Source organism: uncultured Cohaesibacter sp. (assembly GCF_963556055.3).
In the GTDB taxonomy this organism is placed as follows: Bacteria; Pseudomonadota; Alphaproteobacteria; order Rhizobiales; family Cohaesibacteraceae; genus Cohaesibacter.
The window spans coordinates 366,684-387,142 of record NZ_CAUVYE020000013.1 but is presented as its reverse complement, the minus strand read 5'-3'; the positions used below and the strand labels follow the sequence as shown (position 1 = coordinate 387,142).

Annotated in this window: 16 protein-coding genes; 5 read left to right on the top strand and 11 right to left on the bottom strand. The window is 52.9% G+C overall.

Features of this window, described 5'->3' with window-relative positions:
- Positions 1 to 28: 28 nt before the first annotated feature.
- The 4 genes from ACHZB8_RS10460 to ACHZB8_RS10445 form a co-directional block, all read right to left on the bottom strand.
- Positions 29 to 1,204, bottom strand: coding sequence for an acetyl-CoA acetyltransferase (locus ACHZB8_RS10460; protein ID WP_316860204.1), 1,176 nt, complete (start codon positions 1,202 to 1,204; stop codon positions 29 to 31).
- Positions 1,201 to 2,643 carry a 3-oxoacyl-[acyl-carrier-protein] synthase III C-terminal domain-containing protein gene (locus ACHZB8_RS10455; RefSeq protein ID WP_316860203.1) on the bottom strand — a complete coding sequence of 481 codons (1,443 nt, stop codon included), beginning with the start codon at positions 2,641 to 2,643 and terminating at the stop codon, positions 1,201 to 1,203. The genes ACHZB8_RS10460 and ACHZB8_RS10455 overlap by 4 nt, the downstream gene beginning before the upstream one ends.
- Before the next feature lie 597 nt (positions 2,644 to 3,240).
- On the bottom strand, positions 3,241 to 4,758 hold the full coding sequence (locus ACHZB8_RS10450; RefSeq protein WP_316860202.1) for an amino acid ABC transporter permease/ATP-binding protein: 1,518 nt from the start codon (positions 4,756 to 4,758) through the stop codon (positions 3,241 to 3,243).
- 196 nt (positions 4,759 to 4,954) lie between these two features.
- Positions 4,955 to 5,734: an ABC transporter substrate-binding protein gene (locus tag ACHZB8_RS10445; protein WP_316860750.1), complete on the bottom strand. Its 780-nt coding sequence runs from the start codon at positions 5,732 to 5,734 to the stop codon at positions 4,955 to 4,957.
- A gap of 227 nt (positions 5,735 to 5,961) precedes the next feature.
- Here ACHZB8_RS10445 and ACHZB8_RS10440 point away from each other — a divergent pair, with 227 nt between their 5' ends.
- Complete coding sequence (locus ACHZB8_RS10440; RefSeq protein WP_316860201.1) at positions 5,962 to 7,029, top strand: LacI family DNA-binding transcriptional regulator; 1,068 nt, start codon at positions 5,962 to 5,964, stop codon at positions 7,027 to 7,029.
- A 98-nt stretch (positions 7,030 to 7,127) separates the two neighbouring features.
- On the opposite strand, the gene ACHZB8_RS10435 is transcribed toward ACHZB8_RS10440, so the two are convergent.
- From ACHZB8_RS10435 to ACHZB8_RS10410, 6 genes are all read right to left on the bottom strand, one after another.
- The gene (locus tag ACHZB8_RS10435) at positions 7,128 to 7,970 is read right to left on the bottom strand and encodes a PfkB family carbohydrate kinase (RefSeq protein WP_316860200.1); all 843 of its coding nucleotides are present in this window, start codon (positions 7,968 to 7,970) and stop codon (positions 7,128 to 7,130) included.
- Between the two features lie 155 nt (positions 7,971 to 8,125).
- Positions 8,126 to 9,109 (bottom strand): SIS domain-containing protein, encoded by a 984-nt coding sequence (locus ACHZB8_RS10430; RefSeq protein ID WP_316860199.1) that lies wholly within the window; start codon positions 9,107 to 9,109, stop codon positions 8,126 to 8,128.
- Positions 9,110 to 9,419: 310 nt separating this feature from the next.
- Positions 9,420 to 10,223, bottom strand: a complete 804-nt coding sequence (locus ACHZB8_RS10425) for a DeoR/GlpR family DNA-binding transcription regulator (protein WP_316860749.1) — start codon at positions 10,221 to 10,223, stop codon at positions 9,420 to 9,422.
- Positions 10,224 to 10,369: 146 nt separating this feature from the next.
- Positions 10,370 to 11,674 carry a TRAP transporter large permease subunit gene (locus ACHZB8_RS10420; protein ID WP_316860198.1) on the bottom strand — a complete coding sequence of 435 codons (1,305 nt, stop codon included), beginning with the start codon at positions 11,672 to 11,674 and terminating at the stop codon, positions 10,370 to 10,372.
- Between the two features lie 19 nt (positions 11,675 to 11,693).
- Positions 11,694 to 12,296 carry a TRAP transporter small permease gene (locus ACHZB8_RS10415; RefSeq protein ID WP_316860197.1) on the bottom strand — a complete coding sequence of 201 codons (603 nt, stop codon included), beginning with the start codon at positions 12,294 to 12,296 and terminating at the stop codon, positions 11,694 to 11,696.
- Between the two features lie 57 nt (positions 12,297 to 12,353).
- Positions 12,354 to 13,367 (bottom strand): TRAP transporter substrate-binding protein, encoded by a 1,014-nt coding sequence (locus ACHZB8_RS10410; protein WP_316860196.1) that lies wholly within the window; start codon positions 13,365 to 13,367, stop codon positions 12,354 to 12,356.
- Positions 13,368 to 13,673: 306 nt separating this feature from the next.
- On the opposite strand from ACHZB8_RS10410, the gene ACHZB8_RS10405 reads away from it, so the two are divergent.
- From ACHZB8_RS10405 to ACHZB8_RS10390, 4 genes are read left to right on the top strand one after another with little or no spacing between them, the layout of a single operon-like run.
- A complete protein-coding gene (locus ACHZB8_RS10405) occupies positions 13,674 to 14,390 on the top strand; it encodes an SDR family NAD(P)-dependent oxidoreductase (RefSeq protein WP_316860195.1) in 717 nt (238 codons plus the stop codon).
- A 10-nt stretch (positions 14,391 to 14,400) separates the two neighbouring features.
- The gene (locus tag ACHZB8_RS10400; protein WP_316860194.1) at positions 14,401 to 15,735 is read left to right on the top strand and encodes an FAD-binding oxidoreductase; all 1,335 of its coding nucleotides are present in this window, start codon (positions 14,401 to 14,403) and stop codon (positions 15,733 to 15,735) included.
- Between the two features lie 23 nt (positions 15,736 to 15,758).
- Positions 15,759 to 17,813: a hydantoinase/oxoprolinase family protein gene (locus ACHZB8_RS10395; protein WP_316860193.1), complete on the top strand. Its 2,055-nt coding sequence runs from the start codon at positions 15,759 to 15,761 to the stop codon at positions 17,811 to 17,813.
- Positions 17,810 to 19,432, top strand: coding sequence for a hydantoinase B/oxoprolinase family protein (locus ACHZB8_RS10390; protein ID WP_316860192.1), 1,623 nt, complete (start codon positions 17,810 to 17,812; stop codon positions 19,430 to 19,432). The genes ACHZB8_RS10395 and ACHZB8_RS10390 overlap by 4 nt, the downstream gene beginning before the upstream one ends.
- Positions 19,433 to 19,651: 219 nt before the next feature.
- Here ACHZB8_RS10390 and ACHZB8_RS10385 read toward each other — a convergent pair whose 3' ends face one another.
- Entirely contained in the window at positions 19,652 to 20,392 is a 741-nt protein-coding gene (locus tag ACHZB8_RS10385; RefSeq protein ID WP_316860191.1) for a GntR family transcriptional regulator, read from the bottom strand.
- Between the last annotated feature and the right edge of the window lie 67 nt (positions 20,393 to 20,459).

The window sequence follows — 20,459 nt, the reverse complement described above, 5'->3', positions numbered from 1 at the left end:
TTTATAGATATTTCAGTAATTCGAGATGTCACTTCTCGTTGCCCACAATCATGACTGCGCTGATCTGAGGAGGGCCGCCGAAGGTATGGGACAAACCAATATGGACATCGTTGAGCTGGCGTTTGGGATTGTCGACCTTGTGCTGAAGCTGTTTGTAGAGCTCGTAAGTCATGCGGATGCCACTGGCACCGACCGGATGGCCGAAGCATTTGAGGCCACCGTCGACATTGACCGGAAGACCGCCATCACGAGTGAAGAAACCTGCTTCGATGTCTTCACGCGCCTTGCCGCGAGGGCTGAAGCCGAAATCCTCATAGATGAGAAGTTCTGTAATGCTGAAGCAATCATGAACCTCGGCAAGATCGATTTCTTCGCGTGGATTCTTGATGCCTGCCATTTCATAGGCCTTGGACGAGGAAACACGCAGGGCTTCAAAGCTGGTCCAGCTGAAGTCTGGGCGATAGTGGGGCAGTATGGAATCCGTCGAGATGCCGAACCCTTTCACATAGATCGGGTCATCGCGGAAGCTTTTGGCCATATCGGTGCGGGTGATGATTGCGCAGGCCGCACCATCGCTGTTGCCGCAACAGTCATAAAGTCCCAGCGGTGTTGCGATGATCGGGGCATTGAGGCAATCGTCGATGGTGATTTCCTTATGGAAATGTGCCCGCGGAGCAAGCATGCCGTTGGAGTGGTTCTTGACCGCAATGCTTGCAAGCATCCGGCGCCCCTCGTCGTAGCTGAGGCCGTATTTTTCGAAATATTGCGCGGCACCGAGTGCGAAGGATCCCGGAGCTGTTCGTCTTGCTTCACGAACGGTGCTCAACCCACGCCCCGTACCAAGGCCGCCGAAACCGGTGTCCTTGAGCTTTTCAACGCCGATTGCCATCGCCACATTGCAAACACCACTGGCAACCGCCATGCAGGCTTCGATGAGTGCGATATGACCGGATGCGCAGAAATTTTCGTTCCGGACAATGGGAATGCCATGCATCTTGAGGGTATCGGCTACCGGTGTTCCCGAGCAGTTGTTCGGTGCGTTGGTGTTCGAAAAGAAGCACATTTCGATGTCTTGCGGGCCAATGCCAGCATCTTCGAAGGCTTCGTAGGCCGCTTCTATCATCAGGTCAGGAATGCCGCAGTTCCAGCGCTCGCCAAACTTTGCGCAGCCCATGCCGACAATGGCAAGTTTATCCTTGATCATAGCTTTGTCCTTTTCTCCCTGCGCAGGGGCCTGACTTTCCAGTAATAGTTGGGGAAGTTACCGAGGGCGTGCATCTTGCGGAATGTGAATTCCATCTCCATGCCAATACGGACGTCTTCGACGTTGAAGTCCGTCATAATTGTATAATAACGCTCACCATTTTCGCCCTCGGTAACTGTCTGTACCAGGACCGGATCGTCGCTGCGGCCGGCATACTGATCCACTGAGAATGTGAAGATCTTCGTCACCAGATCGGATGCCCGGAATTCTTCGAATTTGTCTACCGCACCACACTTGTGACAGACCCTGTTGATCGGGAAGATCGCAGCTCCACATTCTGTGCAACGGCTGCCATGCAGGCGGAGATTGAGTTTCTGTTCACGCCAGGTCATGGATGATGACGCAGGAAGCTTGAACGGAGATCCCGGTTTTGCAGGTGCAATTTCGCGGAAGGAAAGGTAACGCGCATAGGATCCGAATTCTTTCCGGTTCTCCAAAAAGCGCTTCAGCGTATCGGCTCTGTGAACCTTGCGGACATTTTCCGTCGCTGTCAGAATGAAGGTGTTTGCACCACTGCCATAATCCGCAAGGAGAATTTTCTCGCCAGGTTCGGCTGCTTCAAGGGCGCTGACGATGCCCAGAAATGCCTGCGCTGTACCGCTGTCGCCTACTGAATTCAGAAGTGTGTCCTGTATCTGATCGGCGCTGAAACCGCATTTTTTCGCCAGCTTTGCAACATTGCGTGCGTTTGCGCCCGAGAAAACGACCTTGGCGATATGCTTTGGTTCCAGAGAGTATTTTTCCAGAATGCCTGCCACCGCAGCTTTCATGACACGCAGATAGCCTTCGTCGACGACGAAACGGCTTTCGCCAACGCTGATGTATTGATCCCCGGCATTACGCCAGATATCGACGATCTCATCATTGAACGAGAATGTGCCATCAATTGTTGCAAACACGTCGCCGGTGCCGACAACCATTGCAGCGGCGGCATCTCCAAGTGTCATTTCTTCGGGGGATTTCGGATATGATTTTCTCATATCCGAGGCGACAACCAGTGAGTTCTTGGCTTCGTCCGCTTTTACTGCGTCACAAGCAGCAAGCAGGGCGCTTGTTCCGGCGCGCGTGCTATTTGCAAAGTCACTTGTAAAAACAGAGTTGTTTTCCAGATCGCACGCAACGGAAATCAATGCGCTGTGTGCCTTTTCTGCGTAAGGAGCTGTCGTAGAAGCAAAGTAAAGCGAGCTGATCTCTTCCCGACTGACGAACCGAAAGCAATCCATTGCGGCCTCTACGGCCATCGTGAGCGTGTCTTCGTCCACGTTTGCAATGCTTTTCTTGCCTTTTGATCCTTTTGCCTCCCACGCCAAGCCAATTGTCTCACGGGACAAATAGTAATTTGGCACATATACGCCAAACGATTTTATCCCAATCTTCATACCATTCTCCTCTGGCAAAGAGGTAGCGTTACCGCTCTCTTGAACGAGAGTGGTCAGGTGTTCCCTCTTTGGTTGATTTTCGAAACAGAAGCAGCGATCACTGCTTGTTTGAATAGTATCGGGGGACTAGACTTCCGTCTTCCTACAGGAGAAGGAATTTCAGGATCAATTTTCCTACAATAATACAGATAGGTCCATTTTATTATTTAAAAACATATAGTTAATTCATTTTTCAAAATGGTTTCAATTGTGAAATTGTGCGGATATTGCGGCAAAATACATAGAAGAACGTAAGCCGGATGGCGTATTTTGAGGGCTGGCATTTGCCCCCTGAACGCAAATGGCGGGAGCGCATGACAACAGATCCGGTACCTGGATCGCAGTGAAGTGCGCTTTGCTTGACGTGGTGCCAACAGGCAGAGGGTAATGGCAGCTGTGCTGGTCTGATCCAAGGTGGCGAGACTGCGCCTGATGGAGGCACAAAAAAAGAAAAGCAACACCGGTGGGTTGCTTTTCTCTGTTTTCTAGCGTCTGTCTGCGCCATTTCTGTCCGTGACCGCACCTGTCGGCAAGATGGTCGGACGGAGAAACCCGTGGCTAAAGGACTTCCTGAAGGAAGCGTTTGAGGCGGTCATTTTTCGGATTATCGAAGATTTGCTCCGGTGTACCAGCCTCGACAATACGTCCTTCATCCATGAACACGACCTGATCGGCGACCTTGCGGGCAAAACCCATTTCGTGGGTGACCACGATCATTGTCATGCCACGTCTGCCAAGCTCGGTCATCAGTTCGAGAACGCCCTTGACCAGTTCAGGGTCGAGTGCACTTGTCACTTCGTCGAACAGAATAACCTCCGGCTCCATGGCCAATGTGCGAGCGATGGCAACGCGCTGCTGCTGACCGCCAGAGAGGTTGGCGGGGCGGTGGTTCATGCGCGAGGCAAGACCCACATCGGCAAGGCGCTCTTCAGCCAGAGAACGGGCTTCAGCGACAGGCAGTTTTTTGACCTTGTTGAGGGCCAAGCTGACATTCTGCAAGGCAGTATGGTCCGGGAACAGGTTGAACTGCTGGAAAACCATGCCTATGCGTCGCCGCAATGTCTCTGGGTGCATGGTCAGCACATCGCTGCCATCAAGGGTGACCGCACCGGACTTGGGTTCAACCAAGCGGTTGAGGCCGCGCAGCAATGTGGATTTGCCAGACCCGGACGGCCCGATGATACAGGTGACGGAGCCGGAAGGAAATTCAAGGGAAACATCCTTGAGCACCTCGACATCGCCATAAGCCATGAACATGTTGGATATCGTCAGGCTGCCGCCTTTGAAATTCTCTTTGCGGGTGGTTTGGCGATCCGAGACATCAGCCTGCTCTGACACTTCCTCAAGCCCTGATACCGGAGCCTGCTTCGTGATCTTGCCTGTCCGCAAGCGATCATCGATATAGTTGACAAAGTGGGTGAGTGGCACGGTGATGATCAGGTAGAAGATACCGGCAAGGAGCAACGGTGACAGGTTGCCCGTAACAACGGCCTGATCCTGACCAACACGGAAAAGGTCGCGCTGATAGGTGAGCAGACCGAGAAAATAGACAAGGCTCGAATCCTTGACGTTGCCGATGAACTGGTTGACCAGAGCGGGCAAGATACGCCGAATGCCTTGCGGTACGACAATGAGGCGCATGCCCTGACCGTAACTCATCGAGAGGGCTCGACAGGCTTCCATCTGTCCTTTGTCAACGCTCTGGATGCCAGAGCGAAAAATCTCGCCGATATAAGCCCCTGCAATGAGGCTAAGTGCGGCGATCCCGAGCGGGAAGGGAGAGGGACCAAACAGCTCCCGACCGATGCGGGCAAAGCCCTGACCAATCAGCAGGATTGTCACTGTTGCGGGAAGACCGCGGAAAATATCCGTATAGATCCGGGCTGGCAATTTGAGCCAGGGTGAGCGGGAAATCCCCATGACCGCAAGCACGATGCCAATAAGCACACCGAATAATGTTGAGAAGGCTGCGAGGATAAGTGTGTTCTTCAACCCGATGTAAAACATGTTGGGGAGAACGGAGGCCATAGCATCAAAGTCCAGAAAGCTACGCCGTAAGGTTTCTAACCAATCCATTTATAAATTATCCCGTTTGTTACCGTTTGGCGAGAAAGCCTCAATAGATCGGAGGAAGATTTGGGCTCCATGGTTGGGAGGCAATCGGGTGTGGTGTTTTTGGAACCGCCACTTTCTCCCATAGTTTTGCCGCTTTCGGGGGCAGCATGCTGCCCCCGGTGCGTACCGGTAAGCTGGTTATGTTGATGCCTGAGTATCAGTTTTTCGGCAGATACTGTTCAGGCATTGGGCTGCCGGGGAACCATTTCGTATGCAGTTCTTTCCATGTGCCGTCCTGCATGGCTTCGTGAATTTTCTCGTTCAGGGCGTTGAGAAGTTTTTCATTGCCCTTGCGCACGACAAAACCAGCCGGTGCGTCGAATGAAGCGAAGTTCTGCATGACTTTCAGGCTCGGGAAGTTAACGCCGAACTGCTTTGCTGCTTCATAGTCGAGGAAGTGAGCGTCGACCATGCCGTTGTTCAGAGCGGCGACAGCGCTGTTGTTGTCCGGGAAGCGAACCAACTGAGCGTCAGGGAAGTGTTTCTGGGCATAATCGTCCTGAAGGGTACCCTGAACAATGCCGAGGCGTTTGTCTTTGAGGCTTTCGATGGTGGTCAGTGTTTCGTCTGCACTGAGGACAGAGAGGAAACCGGCAAGATAGCCATCTGTGAAATCTGCAACTTTCTTGCGTTTTGCGGTGGTGCCGATTGCGCCGACTGCCACGTCAAAGCGACCATTGGCAACAGAGGGGATAAGAGCTGCAAAGTCCTGGCCAACAAAGGTCACCTGATCTTTTTCAAATCCCAGGCGTTTGGCAATGTCTTGGAAAAATTCCACATCAAAGCCTGAGAAGGTTCCATCTGCGGTGACAAATGCATATGGTTTGGCGTCCGACATGGTGCCAACCATGATAGAAGATGGATCTATAAAACCGTATGGATTATCATCAGCTGCATTGGCAGGAGCTGCAAGAAAGGAAACAACCAGACCAGACATCAAAGTCAGGCATGAACGGCGGCTAATTTTATCGAATAGATTGACGAGCTTCATGCTGTTCTCCGTGAAAACTTTGTCGGGAACCTGGAGGTTAAGCGGGGAACCGGCAAAGTCGAAAAGTGTTGCGAGTTTTGCATTTTTAGGCCGATCTTTATTTTGAGACCGGTCTCATTGAAAGATTATGACGAACTTGACTGTACGTCAACTCGTCTGTAGGCATTTAACTTATGAAAAAAACGAATCTTCAGTCCTCATCCGTTACCGTGGCCGACGTTGCACGGCACGCGAATGTTTCCAAGTCCACCGCCGCTCGCGTGCTTGGAGGTTATGGCGTGACGAGCGAAAAGGTACGCGAGCGTGTTCATGCATCCGCAAAGGCATTGAAATATAGGGCAAATGAGCTTGCACGATCGATGACGACGGGTAAGTCGAAGACCATCGGAGTCGTTGTTGGCGATATCGAGAACTCGTTTTTCGGGATCGCAGTGAGAAGCATTACCGATGTTTTGAATGCCAACGGGTTCAATGTCATCCTTGCCAATTCTGACGAAAATTTCGATGTGGAACGGGATGCTGTGAATGTTCTTGTTGGCAAACAGGTGGATGGTTTGATCGTCGCTCCGGCCAATCGATATGAAACGGCACATCTGGAAAATCTCAAGACACTCAATTGTGCTGTTGTTCTGTTCGACCGCGAAATCCCTTCCATGGATGTTGATACGGTTATCAGTGATGATGCTGATGCTGCGCGCAACGCGACAGAGGCGTTCATTGCGGCTGGCCATCGGCGACTGGCTTTCGTGACAGCAACGATCGAAGGAGGCCGGGAGGACAATGGCAAATGGCGAATTCCGACTTCCTCGGTCGGTCGTCGTATTGATGGGTTCCTGTCGGCTTGTAAGGAGGCGGGAATTGCAGAAGAAAACAGTCTTGTCGTTTTGAACTCAGATCCCGATCTTGGTTTGGGCGCTTCGATCAGCAAGTTGCTGGACCAGCCGGAGAGACCAACGGCAATTCTCGCATCGGACAGCATTGTTGCGTTGGAAATCTTCAAACAGGCTCAGAAGCGGGATATCGAAATGCCCGATGCGTTGTCTCTCATCGCCTTTCACAATGCCGACTGGACAGAGGTGACGAGGCCTACGGTCACTGTGATCGATCAGCCGGTTTCTGAAATGGGGCGCTGGAGTGCCGAGCAGCTGATCAAGAGAATTGAAGGCAGTGCCGAGCCTGCGCTGCATCATGTCATGAAGATGAAAGTCATAAACAGACAGTCGGTTACGTCTCCAAAATGACGAAGGGCGACGTGTGGTCGTCGCCCTTAGATCCTGTTTTCCCGTGAAGCCTGTCATGCATGCCTGATCGCAAGATCGGGATGGCTTCCCACCGGTTTTTACGAGACTTTGTAAGGGTGCCCGAAGGCACCAAAGCGTGTGCAGGTATCTGCTGCAAAGCTTGCTGCTTCATCCAGGGCTTGTTCTACCGAATGTCCCAAGAGAACGCCGCTGATATAGGCGGCGATGAAGGAGTCTCCGGCACCAAGCGTGTCGGTTACCTCCACTGCTTTGATGCCCTGGCGATAGCGTTGTCCGCCTACCTGCCAGTAGGCACCATCAGACCCGCGGGTGATGCCAATCGTTTCGACGCCCAATGCGGCAACGCCTGCAATCAGGTCGTCGACTCCTTTTTCATCCAGCGAAGAGCCTGAGAAAAAGGCCATCGTGATATAGGGAGCAACGCGCTTGATGTAGGTCATGTCGAGGTTCGAAGAGAAGTCAAACGACACGGCGTTGGCGCGTTCGCGAATTTTGGGCAGTTCATTTTCCAGATAGCTGAAAACCGAACTGTGAACACAGCCGTAGTCTTCAATGGCTTTCAGATCGTCTTCTTCCATGCGAAGGATCAGTTGGCGTTGGATGCCACCCTTGTTGGAGCCAAGGAAGACACGATCTCCCTTTTCATCGAGATGCACGACTGCCTTGCCATTTTCGCCACATGCCTGACGCATGCGATCAATCCAGATTCCTTCGGCCCTGAGACTGTTCAGAACGTGCTCACCTTCGATATCATTGCCAACAAGGCCGATATAGCCGGCTTTCTCGAGGCCAAACCGTTTGGCCAGAACAGCAACATTGAGAGCATTCCCACCAGGGAAAAACTCGCTTCTGTCTTTGTAGAAATCGACAACATTGTCGCCGATGCCGAGCAGGGATGCCTTGTTCTTGGAGAGGGTCATTTAGTGGGCTTTCAATTCTTGTTATGTAGTTGGTATTCTAGTGAACCACGTACTTTGCGAAAAGGGTCAGAACTGCACATGCTTCGCCTTTTCTGAAGGCTGTGAGAAGATAGGGGTGGGCAGGAGCCAGAGGGGGTGCCCCCGCCCTAGAGTGATCAGTATTCCATGCGCCACATATAGCGGCGAACGGTCAACGGATGGCCTCGCCTGTCGCCAAGTTCGATGGCATACAGGCGTAGAACCAGATTGAACATGATTGGTGTGATATATTCGGCTGCTTCTCCCGCTACGGCTTCAAGACCGAAGTCCTCGGCATCGAGAACGGACAGGCGCTTGGAATATTTCTCTGCAAAGGCGAGGGCTCTTTCGTCCATTTTCCGAGCGTTCCCGAGGCCTTTGAGAATGATGATCGGCGTGTCGAAATCAGTGATCTCAAACGGGCCATGGAAATATTCGCCTGAATGGATGCAGGCCGAATGGACCCATTGCATTTCCTGCAAGAGGCAAATGGCAAAAGCATAGGCTGTTGAATGGTTGGCGCCTGAAGCCATCGTGTAAATGACCGGCTCGCGTTTATGGGATTCTCCGAATTCGGCGGCTGCTGCTGCGTATTTCTGTTTCAGGGTTTCTCCCATTTCGTGCAGCGCCGGGACAGCCTTTTTCACAAGCTCGATCTTGTCGTTGCCTTCGAGTTTTTGCAGAATGCCCAGGACCAGTAGCAACAGCATGACGGAATTGTGCTTATCGGTGACGGCTACCGGATCCCATTCATAAAAGACCGTGTTTTCGGTCGCCTCATCAAGTGGTGAGCCGGCCAGATTGGTCAGTGAGATCGTCAGTGCGCCAGCCTTGCGGGCATAGGATGTGGCGGCCACGGTTTCAGGTGTGTTGCCCGAATGGGAACATGTGATAACCAGCGAGTTCTTGCCAAGGCGTGCTGGCGTGCGGGCCAGAAACTCCGCAGAGCTGTAACCAAACGAAGCGATGGATTTCGCTTCCCGGTCCACGACATACTGCCCTTCCTGCAAGAGGGCGTAGGATCCACCACATGCAACAAAGTAGATTTCGGTAATGGAGCCATGCGCAGCTACCGCGGCGATAGCTTCCTCCAATCCGTAGGCTTTGACTTGTTCATTCATATTGAGATCCTCTATGACATACTATGATGACTCGTAGATAATCTGCTATTGAGACCGGTGTCAATATCGAAAAACAGGCATTTTTCAGCTATATGGAAAATAATTTCCTTCTCCACCTTTTAGGGGCATTTGCCTTAAGTCTATCTGAAATGCTTTCCAGCGGAACAGTCCCGACACCTGATGGAAAGGGGCATGTGCAAGAGCCGCCAATTTCGGGTGAAGGGAGAGTTCATGTCAACTGGGCCGCCGAGCTTCGAGATGTCATGTCACAGCAAGGGGGGAGGGGCTGATCTTGTCTTGTTGTCCGGTTTCAAAATCTTGCGATTTCGAGATTAATACCACGCAAACGGATTTTCTCGATTGCCTCTTCGCTCAGGCCTTCATCGGTGATGATGGTGTCAAATGTTTCGATTGGCACCGTTCGATAAAGAGCCCGGTCAAAGAAGCGACTGCTGTCGAGCATCAGGATTGTTCGCTCTGCCGCCTCGATCATGGCCCGTTTCATGAGCATGACATCGAGCAATGTCTCGGATGCACATTCCATGTCGAGTGCCTGAGCCGACATGAAGAAGCAATCGCACCGAATGTCGACCAGAAAATCGAGTCCGGGTTGCCCCAGAAGCCCAAATGATCCGAAACGACAGGAGCCTCCCGGAACAATCAGCTTGATATGCTCCTTGTAGGCCAGTGTTGTTGCCACAAACAGGTCATTGGTAATGACGGTGAGCGGGATGGTCTTGGCGGCGAGTTCTTCGGCCAGGATATGGGCGATGACAGCGCCTGAATCGATGATGATGCTCTGCTTGGGCTCGATCATCTGCAATGTGTGCCTCACGATTGAATTTTTTTCTTCAACCGCAGTGCGGCGAGCGAGGTCAGTCGAGGGTTCGAAATTCGTCCGTGAGCGAATACAGACAGCGCCACCATGGGTTCGGCGGACGATACCCTCGGCAGCTAGCGAGTCCAGATCTCGTCTCACGGTTGAAACCGAGATGTTGAACCTGCGTGCCAGCTCCTGGTTCGTGCCGGAGACATTGGTTTGAAACCACTGAATCAGTTGTTGGCGTCGCTCAGCAGGTAACAGCTCTTCTGCTTGGGATACAGGTGCTTCCACCAAGATAAACTCCAGTTATTGCGGACGAGTCAGGACTGATAGTGGTAGATTACCTGGAAGTTACCGCTAAACAACCCTGACTCGAATCTATTTTCAAAATTGGCAATCGGAAATGGATGATTGCATTTGGTACATGCCCGATCCGACTATAAAGCTGATGGAAGCCAGAGAACGATCTGAGGGAATGCCGCCAGCAAGGCCGTTCCGATGCAAAGCAACAGGAAGAAGGGGGCTGCCGCCAGAATTGTGGCTCCCAGACTTCGCTCTGTCAGCGCCTGAAGGATATACAGATTCAAACCAACTGGAGGCGTGATGGTGCTCATCTCGATCATGATAACGAGATAGATGCCAAACCAGAGGGGTTCATACCCTGCTTGAATGATCAGGGGAACGGCGATCGGAACCGTCATCACGGTCATGGATGTGCCGTCCAGGAACATGCCAAGCACGATATAGAGAACCGCCAGGATTAGCAGAACGCCATATGGTGGCAGATTGAGGTTGGCAATCATTTCCGTGATCATGGTTGGCAGGTGCATATAGGCAATTGCAGCTGACAGAAATGCTGATGACGCGATCAGCATGCAGATCATCGAGGAGATTCTGAGCGTGTTCATCAGGCTTTCAACCAGCAGCTTGACACTGAACTGCCGGGTCAGGATCGTGATGACGATGGCGCAGAAAACACCAACGGCGGCCGCTTCGGATGGGGTTGCCAGCCCTGAGTAGATCGAGCCCAGAACCACGAACATCAGGGCTCCAATGGGGACCAGCTCTCCCAGTCCCTTCAAGATGGCACGCAGGGAAATGTCTCCGTCATATCTGGGAGCCATGTTCGGGAAGGCAATGGACATGATCGCGATATATCCCGAATAGAGGGCCGCCATCATGATGCCGGGAAGAATACCGGCAATAAAGAGCTTGGCAATGGAAACCTCGGCGAGAACCCCGTAGATGATCATCGCAATGGATGGAGGGATCAATAGCCCGAAACTGCCTGCACCGGCAAGCGAGCCCGCTGCGAGGGACATGCTGTAGTCGCGCTTCTTGAGCTCCGGTACGGTGATCTTGCCCACGGTCGCTGTTGTTGCTGTCGAGGAGCCGGAGATTGCGGCAAAAAGGGTGCAGCCAAAGACGTTCGTGTGCAAAAGGCCACCCGGAATTTTGGCAACGATTGGAGCGAGGCCACGGAACAGGCGCTCGGAGATATCGGTTCGGAAGATGATGTCTCCCATCCAGATGAAAATCGGGATGGCTGCCAGTTCCCAAGAAACGGCGGAAGAAGAGATGACTTTTGTGGCAATCGCTCCGATCCGAACCCAGGGGAAATCGAGGATGAGCCACATGGCACCGGCACCTGAAAGCAGGAGACCGGCGAAGATCCAGTTTCCCAGGCCCAGGAACAGGGCCAGAAGCGCCAAAAGCAGAACTGAAGCCAGAGCAACAGACATTTTTTTACCCTTTCATCGCTCAGATCTTGAGCGACCCTTCAGATTTGTGCCCAACAGCAAGAACGCGAAGCAGTCTTACAAGCACCTGTAGGCCCAGCAGTGTCAGGCCGATGAGGAAGAAGCTTTCAGGTATCCAGAGCGGGATCTTGATATAGTGCTGACCAACGGTGCCGCGGACCCAGAATTTATAGACGGAGTGCCATTGATAGTTGATCAGAAAGACAAAAATGGCTTCGGTCGCAACCAGGCAGAACATTTCCGCCAGCCATTGAAAAGCAGACGGCAGAACATTGGTCAGGGCTGTGACGCGGATCATCGCACCATGTTCCAATGCCCAGGCGGCCGAGAGAAATGTCGTTGCCGCAACCCCATATCCAACCAGCGTGTCAGCCATAAAGGTGGAGAGAGAGAAAAAGCGCAGGCATATCTCAACAATGATCAACAGCGTCATGAGAGAAACAATGACGGCCGAGATCAGGGCGCAAAACAAATTCAGGCTGCTGGACACGCGGCTCAGTACAGCCAGCCAGGCCGGATCATCTGGATGAGGCGGGAATTTGAAGGGTGACTCTGCGGAAGACATCTCTTCGTCCGATGAGTCAAATGCTGTGTTGGTGGACATTTATTGGTGACCTTAAACAGGCCCGGCACCCGACAATGTCGGGCACCGGGTAACAACTTAGCTAGATTTCTGGGCTTCGAAGGCGTCGAGAACCGTTTTGCCTTTCTCGCCTGCCTGTTCAAGCCATTCGTCGCGGACTTTCTTGCCAGCACCCTGAAGCAGGTCAAAGACTTCATTGGGTACATCTTCATCATGCGTGATGGTCATGCCGTGTTCGCTCATGACCTTGTAGGATTTCTCGATGGAATCCACGACAATTTTCCATGCGAAGGCGTCACATGCGTCACAGATATCCATGATTGCGGTCTGAACATCGGCAGGCAGCGCGTCATAGGCCGGTTTGTTGACATGGCAGACAAACAGACCCATTGCATAGTTGATTTCGGTGAAGTCGGAGACATAGTCCCAGATAGAAAGCTGCATGCCGCCATCGGCAGATGTCAGGACTGCGTCAATGCCGCCGGTGGAAAGCTGAGGGATGAGGTCACCCCAGGCAATCTGAAGCGGAGATGCACCGGCATTCACCAAAGTCTGGGTGCCGTTCACGTCATAGGTGCGGATGCGCAGGCCCTTGATGGCGTCAACAGAGGTGATCGGCATTTTGGCATGAATGCCTGATGGAGCGTTTGGCATTGCCCAGAGCAGCTTCATGTCATGGTCTTCGAAGATTTTCGAATATTCAGGTTTCGCTGTTTTCCAGAGCAACATGGCTTCTTCAGGAGAACGCGCCATGAAGGGAAGGGACGTCAGATTGAAGAGCGGGTCGATGCCACCCAGCTGCGTCATCAGGGTGATCGCAATCTGAACGGCCCCATCTTCTACGGCGTCAAAATGGTCGGCAGACTTGTAGCCGAGTGCTCCGCCACCCTGATAGGTGATTTGCAGGGCATCTCCGACTTTCTTTTTCAATTCATCGATAAAGAATTTGCAGGCCTGACCAGTCAGGGACTGGCTGCCATATTCGTCAGCCAGGTCCCATTTTACACCGGCAGAAAAGGCGGGTGTTCCAACCAGGGTGGCTGCGCCAAGAATGGTTGAATATTTTAGAAGGTCGCGTCTTGAAATCGTCATTTTATCCTCCAGTCGGCATTCGATCCAGTGGTTCCGCTTCCGGCTCTTTAAGAGCGAAATGAAAGGTGTGTCCCCATTTCTCCCACATGCAGCCATAAAATTTCAAATATTGTCAAGATGCAGAATTGACACCGGTATCAAAAATCGACTAATTGCTAAAAAAACATCCCTACTGCTCAAATATTACGCAGTGTTTGCACGTTTTCGTGGTGGGTTACGATAGAAATTGAACGAATTTTGGTTTACTGATCATAATTTCTAGATATATCCTATCACTGAAACTCAATTCTATCACGGGGCGCAATCATGATCGGTCAGCGCGAAAATACCAAAGTTGCTCTAATTAGTGGCGCAAATCGTGGGATAGGAGCGGAAGTTGCGCGCTATCTTCGTCGCCATGGTTACTATTTGTCTCTTGGTGCGCGTGATATTTCGATGCTCGAAAAGGAGCATGGGGCGCAGAGTTCTACGATGCATTTTGGTAGATTTGATGCATATGATAGAAATAGTGCCAAGGAGTGGGTGCAATCTGCCGTCGAACATTTCGGCCGAATTGATGCGCTCGTGAACAATGCGGGCAATGGAAATCGTCTCGGTTTACTGGATGATGATGAAGATGCTCTTGATGAATTGCTGGAAGTGAATGTCAAGGCGCCGCTGCGCCTGACGCGTTTATGTCTGCCTCATCTGGCAAAGACCGGTCACGGGCGGATTGTCAATATCGTTTCCATGTCCGGCAAGCGGGTGCGCAACGAACATGTCGGATACAACATTTCCAAATTTGCAGCGATGGGGCTGACCCATACGACCAGACATGTCACATGGGATCAGGGGATAAGGGTGACCGCTCTTTGTCCCAGTTTCGTGAAGACAGAAATGAGCGCTTACACCTCAAAAGTCACGCCTGAAGAGATGACGCAGCCCGAAACCATTGCTCACCTTGTCAAGACCGCGATCGAGCTTCCAAACAATGCTGCAATGGCCGAGATGCTCGTCAATTGTCGCCTGGAAGACACGCTCTAGAGAGGAGTTGATGATGCCTGTCCCCCTACTTGAACGCATAGTTGCCGATGAAATCCAACCGGAAAGCGCTGATGTCGTCGTTATCGGCGCCGGGATTGCAGGTGTGTCAGCGGCTCTCAACCTGGCCGAGGCGGGTCTCAAGGTCGTTGTTTGTGAGAAGGGATTGGTTGGCGCTGAGCAATCCAGTCGAAACTGGGGCTGGGTTCGCCAGATGGGGCGCGACGAGGCAGAGTTGCCTCTGACGATGCAATCGCTTCGCCTGTGGCGTCAATTGGACGCCCGATACGGCATTTTTACGGGCTTTTGTGAGACCGGTATCACTTATGTCGCCAGAACCCGCGTCGAGGAGCGGGAGTTGACAAACTGGAGCAAGATAGGGCAGGCGGCCGATCTCGACAGTCGGGTGGTGAGCGCCAGTGAATTGGACCGTTTGCTGCCCGGAATTGCCCCCCGCTTCCGGATGGGATTATATACTGCGGGTGATGGTCGGGCGGAGCCTGGAAAGGCAGCCCCCGCAATTGCTCGCGCGGCGCAAAAATTCGGGGCAACTTTTCTCGAGAATTGTGCAGTGCGCGGCATTGAAACAACCGCTGGCAAGCTTTCGGCAATTGTCACCGAACATGGCGCGATCAAGACCTCGGCAGCCATCGTGTCGGCAGGTGCGTGGAGCCGGTTGTTCCTTGGTAATCTTGGTCTCAATTTCCCCCAACTCAAGGTGCTTGGTACAGCGGCGCGGGTAGAGAATGTGATCGATGTGCCGACGATGCCCGTCGGTGGCGGCGACTTTGCCTTTCGCGAGACCACTGAGGGTGGCTATTATGTTGCCTTGCGCAACTACAATATCGCCCCTTTGACCCCGGATCATTTCCGTCTTTTCTTCGATTATCTGCCTGCGCTGGCAAAGACCTGGCGCGAATTGAATCTGCGCTTCACAAAAATGTTTTTCTCAGAGTTGAAGGTTCCGCGATCCTGGTCGTTTTCTGAAGAAAGCCCGTTTGAGAAGGTGCGCATTCTCGATCCTGATCCCCATATGCCCTACAATCTCAGAGCGCTTGAGACCCTGCGCGTTGCTTTTCCGAAGTTTGCATCGGCCCGCATCACCCATAATTGGGCGGGTATTATCGATACAACACCCGATGCGGTGCCAGCTATCGGCCCAATCGAACAAATCCCCGGTCTTCATATCGCCTCCGGTTTTTCCGGGCATGGCTTTGGTATTGGTCCAGGAGCGGGTGAACTCATTTCTCAAATCGTGAGGGGAGTGAAACCTACGGTGGACCCGACACCATTTCGCTTCGATCGGTTTGGAAAAACTCAATCACCGAAGCTGCAAATGTCAGCTTAGTCCCAATTAAGAAAGAGAAAATAATGGCTTGGAGAATTGGAGTGGATTCTGGTGGAACTTTCACCGACATCTGCTTGTTTGAAGAAGAAACCGGACGTTTGGAAATCTGGAAAGTGTCGTCTTCTCCCGACGATCCGTCGCGCGCTATCACGCAAGGCGTTGTCGAAGGGTTGGAACAGGTTGATACAACGGCCGGTGAGCTGGGTTTTCTGGGACATGGTACGACTGTTGCCACAAATGCGCTTATTGAGCTGCGCGGCGTCAAGACCGGTCTTCTCATTTCTGATGGTTTCCGTGACTTGCTCGAACTGGGGCGTCAGAAGCGTCCGAGCCTTTATGACATGGATGTCGACAAGCCTGAGCAGCTTGTAACCCGTGATTTGCGCCGCCAGGTTCCCGAGCGTCTCAAGTCAGACGGGACTGTCGATCTGCCTCTTGATGTTGAAGCACTCAAAAGGGAAGTTCAGTTGCTCGGCGAGCAGGATGTCAAGTCCGTCGCCATCTGTTTCCTTTATGGCTTTCTCAATACCGAGCATGAAGAGCTGGCCAAAAAGGTGGTCGCGGAGATGCTGCCGGAGGTTTTCGTCTCCACAAGCCATGAGGTGGCTCCGGAATTCCGTGAATTCGAGCGCCTGTCTACCACCGTGGTCAATGCCTATCTTGGCCCTGTCATGAAGCGCTATATCGAGCGGCTTCGTGCTCGCCTTTATGAAATCGGTCTCAAGGTTGCACCGCAGTTGACGCAATCCAATGGTGGGGTGATCGGGTTTGATGCGGCAGCCAATCTGCCGGTGCGTACCGTGCTTTCCGGCCCCTCCACCGGCGTTGTCGCAGCGCAGGAAATCGGCAAAATGGCCGGTTTTCCGAACATCATCACCTTTGATGTTGGCGGCACGTCCTCTGACGTTGCCCTGTTGCAGAACGGCATTTGCAATCTCACTGGTGAGGCCGATGTTCACGGCTATCCGATCAAGGCTCCGATGCTTGACATCCATACGGTGGGAGCAGGCGGCGGCTCGATCGCTCATGTCGATACAGGCGGGTTGCTCAAGGTGGGGCCGCGTTCGGCGGGGGCCTATCCGGGTCCTGTCTGTTATGGCAACGGCAACGAAGAGCCGACCGTGACCGATGCCAACATCGTGTTGCAGACGCTCAACCCGGTCGAGATTCTGGGCGGCCGCATGAAGGTTCGCCGTGATCTGGCTCTGGAAGCGGTTCAAAAGCTTGCCGATCAGCTTGGTCTTGGCGTCATGGAAACCGCAGATGGCATCTTGCAGGTCGTGACGGCCAATATGGCCAAGGCCATTCGCGTGATTTCCGTGCAGCGTGGCCATGACCCGCGCGACTATACCCTGATGGCCTTTGGTGGCGCCGGTCCGCTTCACGCAGCCCGCCTTGCCAAGGAACTCGACATTTCCCGCATGATCATTCCGCTCACACCGGGTGCTCTTTGTGCCCTTGGATTGCTGCTCACCGATCTTCGCGCCGATTTTGCGATATCCCGTCTTGCAGAACTGACGGCCGACTCGCTGGACGCCGTCGAGGCGGGGTTCTCGGAATTGTCCCTTCAGGCGCTTGACTGGTTCACCAGTGACAATATTGCAGAGGACCGCCGCAAGGAGGTTCGAACTGTTGACATGCGCTATGCCGGTCAGAATTACGAGCTGTCAGTATCAGTCCCCGCAGGACCTGTTACGCTGGATACCTTCAAGAAGCTCGAAGAAGGTTTTGAAGCTGTCCACAAACAACGCTTCGGCTTTGTCGCCAAGGGCGAAAAGATCCAGCTCGTCACCTTGCGTCTGGAAGCAATCGGTGAGGTCAAGAAGGCTCAACTTCAGTCCTATCCGAAGGAAGGTGCATCGGCAGACGCAGCCAAGATCGATCAAAGGGATGTCTGGCTCAAGGAGTTGGGCGATTTCGTCTCCTGCCCGGTCTATGACCGCAAGGGCCTCAAACATGGCAATCAGATCGCAGGCCCAGCAATCATCGAGCAGATGGACACGACCAGCGTCATCCTGCCCGGCATGACGGCTTCCGTGGATGCCTATCTCAATCTAATTGTGGAGATCTCCCAATGACGACGATCGATCCCATTACCGTAGAAGTCATCGGTTCAGCGCTTTCATCCATCGTTGAAGAGATGGGAGAAGCCCTCGTCAGGGCTTCCTACTCAACCAACATCAAGGAGCGTCGTGACTGTTCTACCGCATTGTTTGACAACAAGGGCAATACGCTTTGTCAGGCGGAGCATATTCCGATGCATCTTGGCAGTTTTATCGGCATTCTGCCAAACATCATGAAACGGTTTGCCCTTGAAGACATCAAGCCCGGTGACGTATTTATCGGCAATGATGCCTATGAAGGCGGTGCGACCCATCTGCCCGATATCGTCATGGCGGAGCCTATCTTTGTCGATGGCAAACTGATCGCATGGGCCGTGAACACTGCCCACCATTCCGATTTTGCCGATCTTGGTCACGAACATATCTATCAGGAAGGGATACGCATCCCGCCGATTCGCCTCTATCAGGCAGGAGAGTTGCAGCAGGATATTCAGAATCTGTTCCTGCTCAACTGTCAGGTCCCTCATGAGCGTGTGTCGGACTTACGAGCCCAGATGTCGGCCAACCGCCTTTGCGTTCAGCGGATGCAGGATCTTTGCTCCAAATATGGCGTGGACAAGGTGCTGGCGGCTGGCGAACAACTTCAGGATTATGCCGAGCGGAAGATGCGTGCGGGCATCGCCGCAATCCCGGATGGAACCTATTCTTTCTCGGACATCTTTGACAGTAACCAGTGGAAGGAACGCATGGAATTCTCTGTCGACATTACAGTCGCCGGAGACGAGATGACGCTTGCCTTTGATGGACCGCCGCAGGTGCGTAGTGGCCTTAACATGATCTATACCTCACTGCTGGCGTCTTGCTATTACGCTGTCAAGGCAGTTGTTGATCCGACGATCCTTCCCAATGCGGGTCTTGCCCGCCCACTGACGGTCACCGCACCGGAAGGCTCGATCCTCAATTGCAAACACCCTGCCGCTGTTGAGGGGCGTATTGCTGCCTGTCAGCGGGTTGCCGATATCATCGAAGGGGCACTTGCAAAGGCTATTCCGAGCAAGGTGCCCGCAGCCGGCAATGGCTGTTGTACGGGTGCCATTTTCAACGGTCAGCGCGAAGATGGCTCTATCTGGGTTTATCTCGAAACCATTGGCGGTGGTGGCGGAGCGCGTCCGACCAAGGATGGCCTTTCCGGTATTCAGGTACATTTGACCAATACCTCAAACCTGCCGGTTGAAGCGCTGGAACTGGAATATCCGCTTACCCTGATGCGTTATGAACTTGTTGATGGCTCTGCCGGTGGTGGGCAGTACCGAGGCGGCATGGGCATTCGGCGTGTTTATCGCGTCGAACAGCCCTGCCGTTTCTCGGTCGAAGCCTCCCGTGTCAGCTCATGTGCCTGGGGACTGGAAGGTGGCAAGCCGGGCGAGATGACCCATCTCGATTTCGGCGACGGTCGCACGGAGTTCAAAGGCATGGCCGATCTCAAACCGGGCCAGATCGTGGAAATCGTGACACCGGGTGGTGGCGGCTATGGCGACCCGACCAAGCGGACCAGAGAAGCGGTCGAGCGCGATCTCGCAGAAGATCGCATCACTCGGGATTATGCAAAAGAAGTTTACAGCTACTCGTTTTAAGCAGCAGCCTCGGGATCTCTGGTCCTGGCCGGAGATCCCCTTTTTTTGCAACTCAACATTCATTGATGCGGCGGGCGTGGATGCCTGTCGCATCTGTTTGAAGCCTGGCAACCATTCGACGGGGTGAAAAATGAGACCTTTCACAAAGCTGGCAAGGAGGATCGGGCGCACGTCACGAAAAAGCGCACTGGTTGGTCCGTTGGCCGGTCTTTTTGAAAATCAGATTTCAATGACCAGATTCATCCGGGCGCTCGGTGTCAGCAATTTTGAATATTGCAAGGGCGCGGAGCGGTCCTCGCCATATACGGTCTTTTCAACTTCGAACATGATATCGCCACTGTTGCACCGAAAGATCTCGCATTCCCTTGGCGTTGCCACACGGCAATTGATGACGCGCTTGGCATGTTCCACCTTGCGACCATATTTGGTCTGCAACAAATTGTAGAGCGATGTGTCATCATGGATTTCGCACATCAGGCCAGGAAACATATCAAGCGAAAAATACGAGCTTTCAATCGTGATCGGTGTGCTGTCGGCCGAGATCAGCCGACTGATATGCATAAGCCGGGCGCCAATGTCGATGGCCAGCTGATCGCTCAAATCCTCGTCGGCTTCTTCTTCATTCATTTCAAGAATTGTCTTCTCGACATGATAGCGGCGGAACGCGAAGCTTTCGGAAAATCCGCCAAGATGCAGAAGGCTCGTCTCCATCTTGGGCAGGGTTACAAAGGTGCCCTTTCCGTGTCTCTTTTCAAGAATGCCTTCTGCTTCAAGTTCCGTGATGGCACGGCGGACGGTGATCCTGCTCACGTCATACTGTTTGCACAATTCGGACTCTGTGGGGATTGCATCACCCGGGCCCAGGGCACAGGTCGCAATCATCTCCTTGAGCGCAAATTTGAGCTGTTCATAAAGCGGGACTGCGGCATTTTTCGCAAGTGGATTCGATTTTTCAGACAATCGCTTAACTCTCATTTCGAGTTTCTTGAAGTCGAGACGCTGAATCAACGAGCTCTGGTCCAGATGC

Excerpts from the sequence above, each read along its gene's own strand:
- ACHZB8_RS10420 (WP_316860198.1), bottom strand. The coding sequence starts at position 11,674 with ATGTCTGTTGCTCTGGCTTCAGTTCTGCTTTTGGCGCTTCTGGCCCTG.
- ACHZB8_RS10430 (WP_316860199.1), bottom strand. The coding sequence starts at position 9,109 with ATGAATGAACAAGTCAAAGCCTACGGATTGGAGGAAGCTATCGCCGCG.
- ACHZB8_RS10460 (WP_316860204.1), bottom strand. The coding sequence starts at position 1,204 with ATGATCAAGGATAAACTTGCCATTGTCGGCATGGGCTGCGCAAAGTTT.
- ACHZB8_RS10440 (WP_316860201.1), top strand. The coding sequence starts at position 5,962 with ATGAAAAAAACGAATCTTCAGTCCTCATCCGTTACCGTGGCCGACGTT.
- ACHZB8_RS10455 (WP_316860203.1), bottom strand. The coding sequence starts at position 2,643 with ATGAAGATTGGGATAAAATCGTTTGGCGTATATGTGCCAAATTACTAT.
- ACHZB8_RS10390 (WP_316860192.1), top strand. The coding sequence starts at position 17,810 with ATGACGACGATCGATCCCATTACCGTAGAAGTCATCGGTTCAGCGCTT.
- ACHZB8_RS10395 (WP_316860193.1), top strand. The coding sequence starts at position 15,759 with ATGGCTTGGAGAATTGGAGTGGATTCTGGTGGAACTTTCACCGACATC.
- ACHZB8_RS10410 (WP_316860196.1), bottom strand. The coding sequence starts at position 13,367 with ATGACGATTTCAAGACGCGACCTTCTAAAATATTCAACCATTCTTGGC.
- ACHZB8_RS10445 (WP_316860750.1), bottom strand. The coding sequence starts at position 5,734 with ATGTCTGGTCTGGTTGTTTCCTTTCTTGCAGCTCCTGCCAATGCAGCT.
- ACHZB8_RS10450 (WP_316860202.1), bottom strand. The coding sequence starts at position 4,758 with ATGGATTGGTTAGAAACCTTACGGCGTAGCTTTCTGGACTTTGATGCT.
- ACHZB8_RS10405 (WP_316860195.1), top strand. The coding sequence starts at position 13,674 with ATGATCGGTCAGCGCGAAAATACCAAAGTTGCTCTAATTAGTGGCGCA.
- ACHZB8_RS10400 (WP_316860194.1), top strand. The coding sequence starts at position 14,401 with ATGATGCCTGTCCCCCTACTTGAACGCATAGTTGCCGATGAAATCCAA.
- ACHZB8_RS10415 (WP_316860197.1), bottom strand. The coding sequence starts at position 12,296 with ATGTCCACCAACACAGCATTTGACTCATCGGACGAAGAGATGTCTTCC.
- ACHZB8_RS10435 (WP_316860200.1), bottom strand. The coding sequence starts at position 7,970 with ATGACCCTCTCCAAGAACAAGGCATCCCTGCTCGGCATCGGCGACAAT.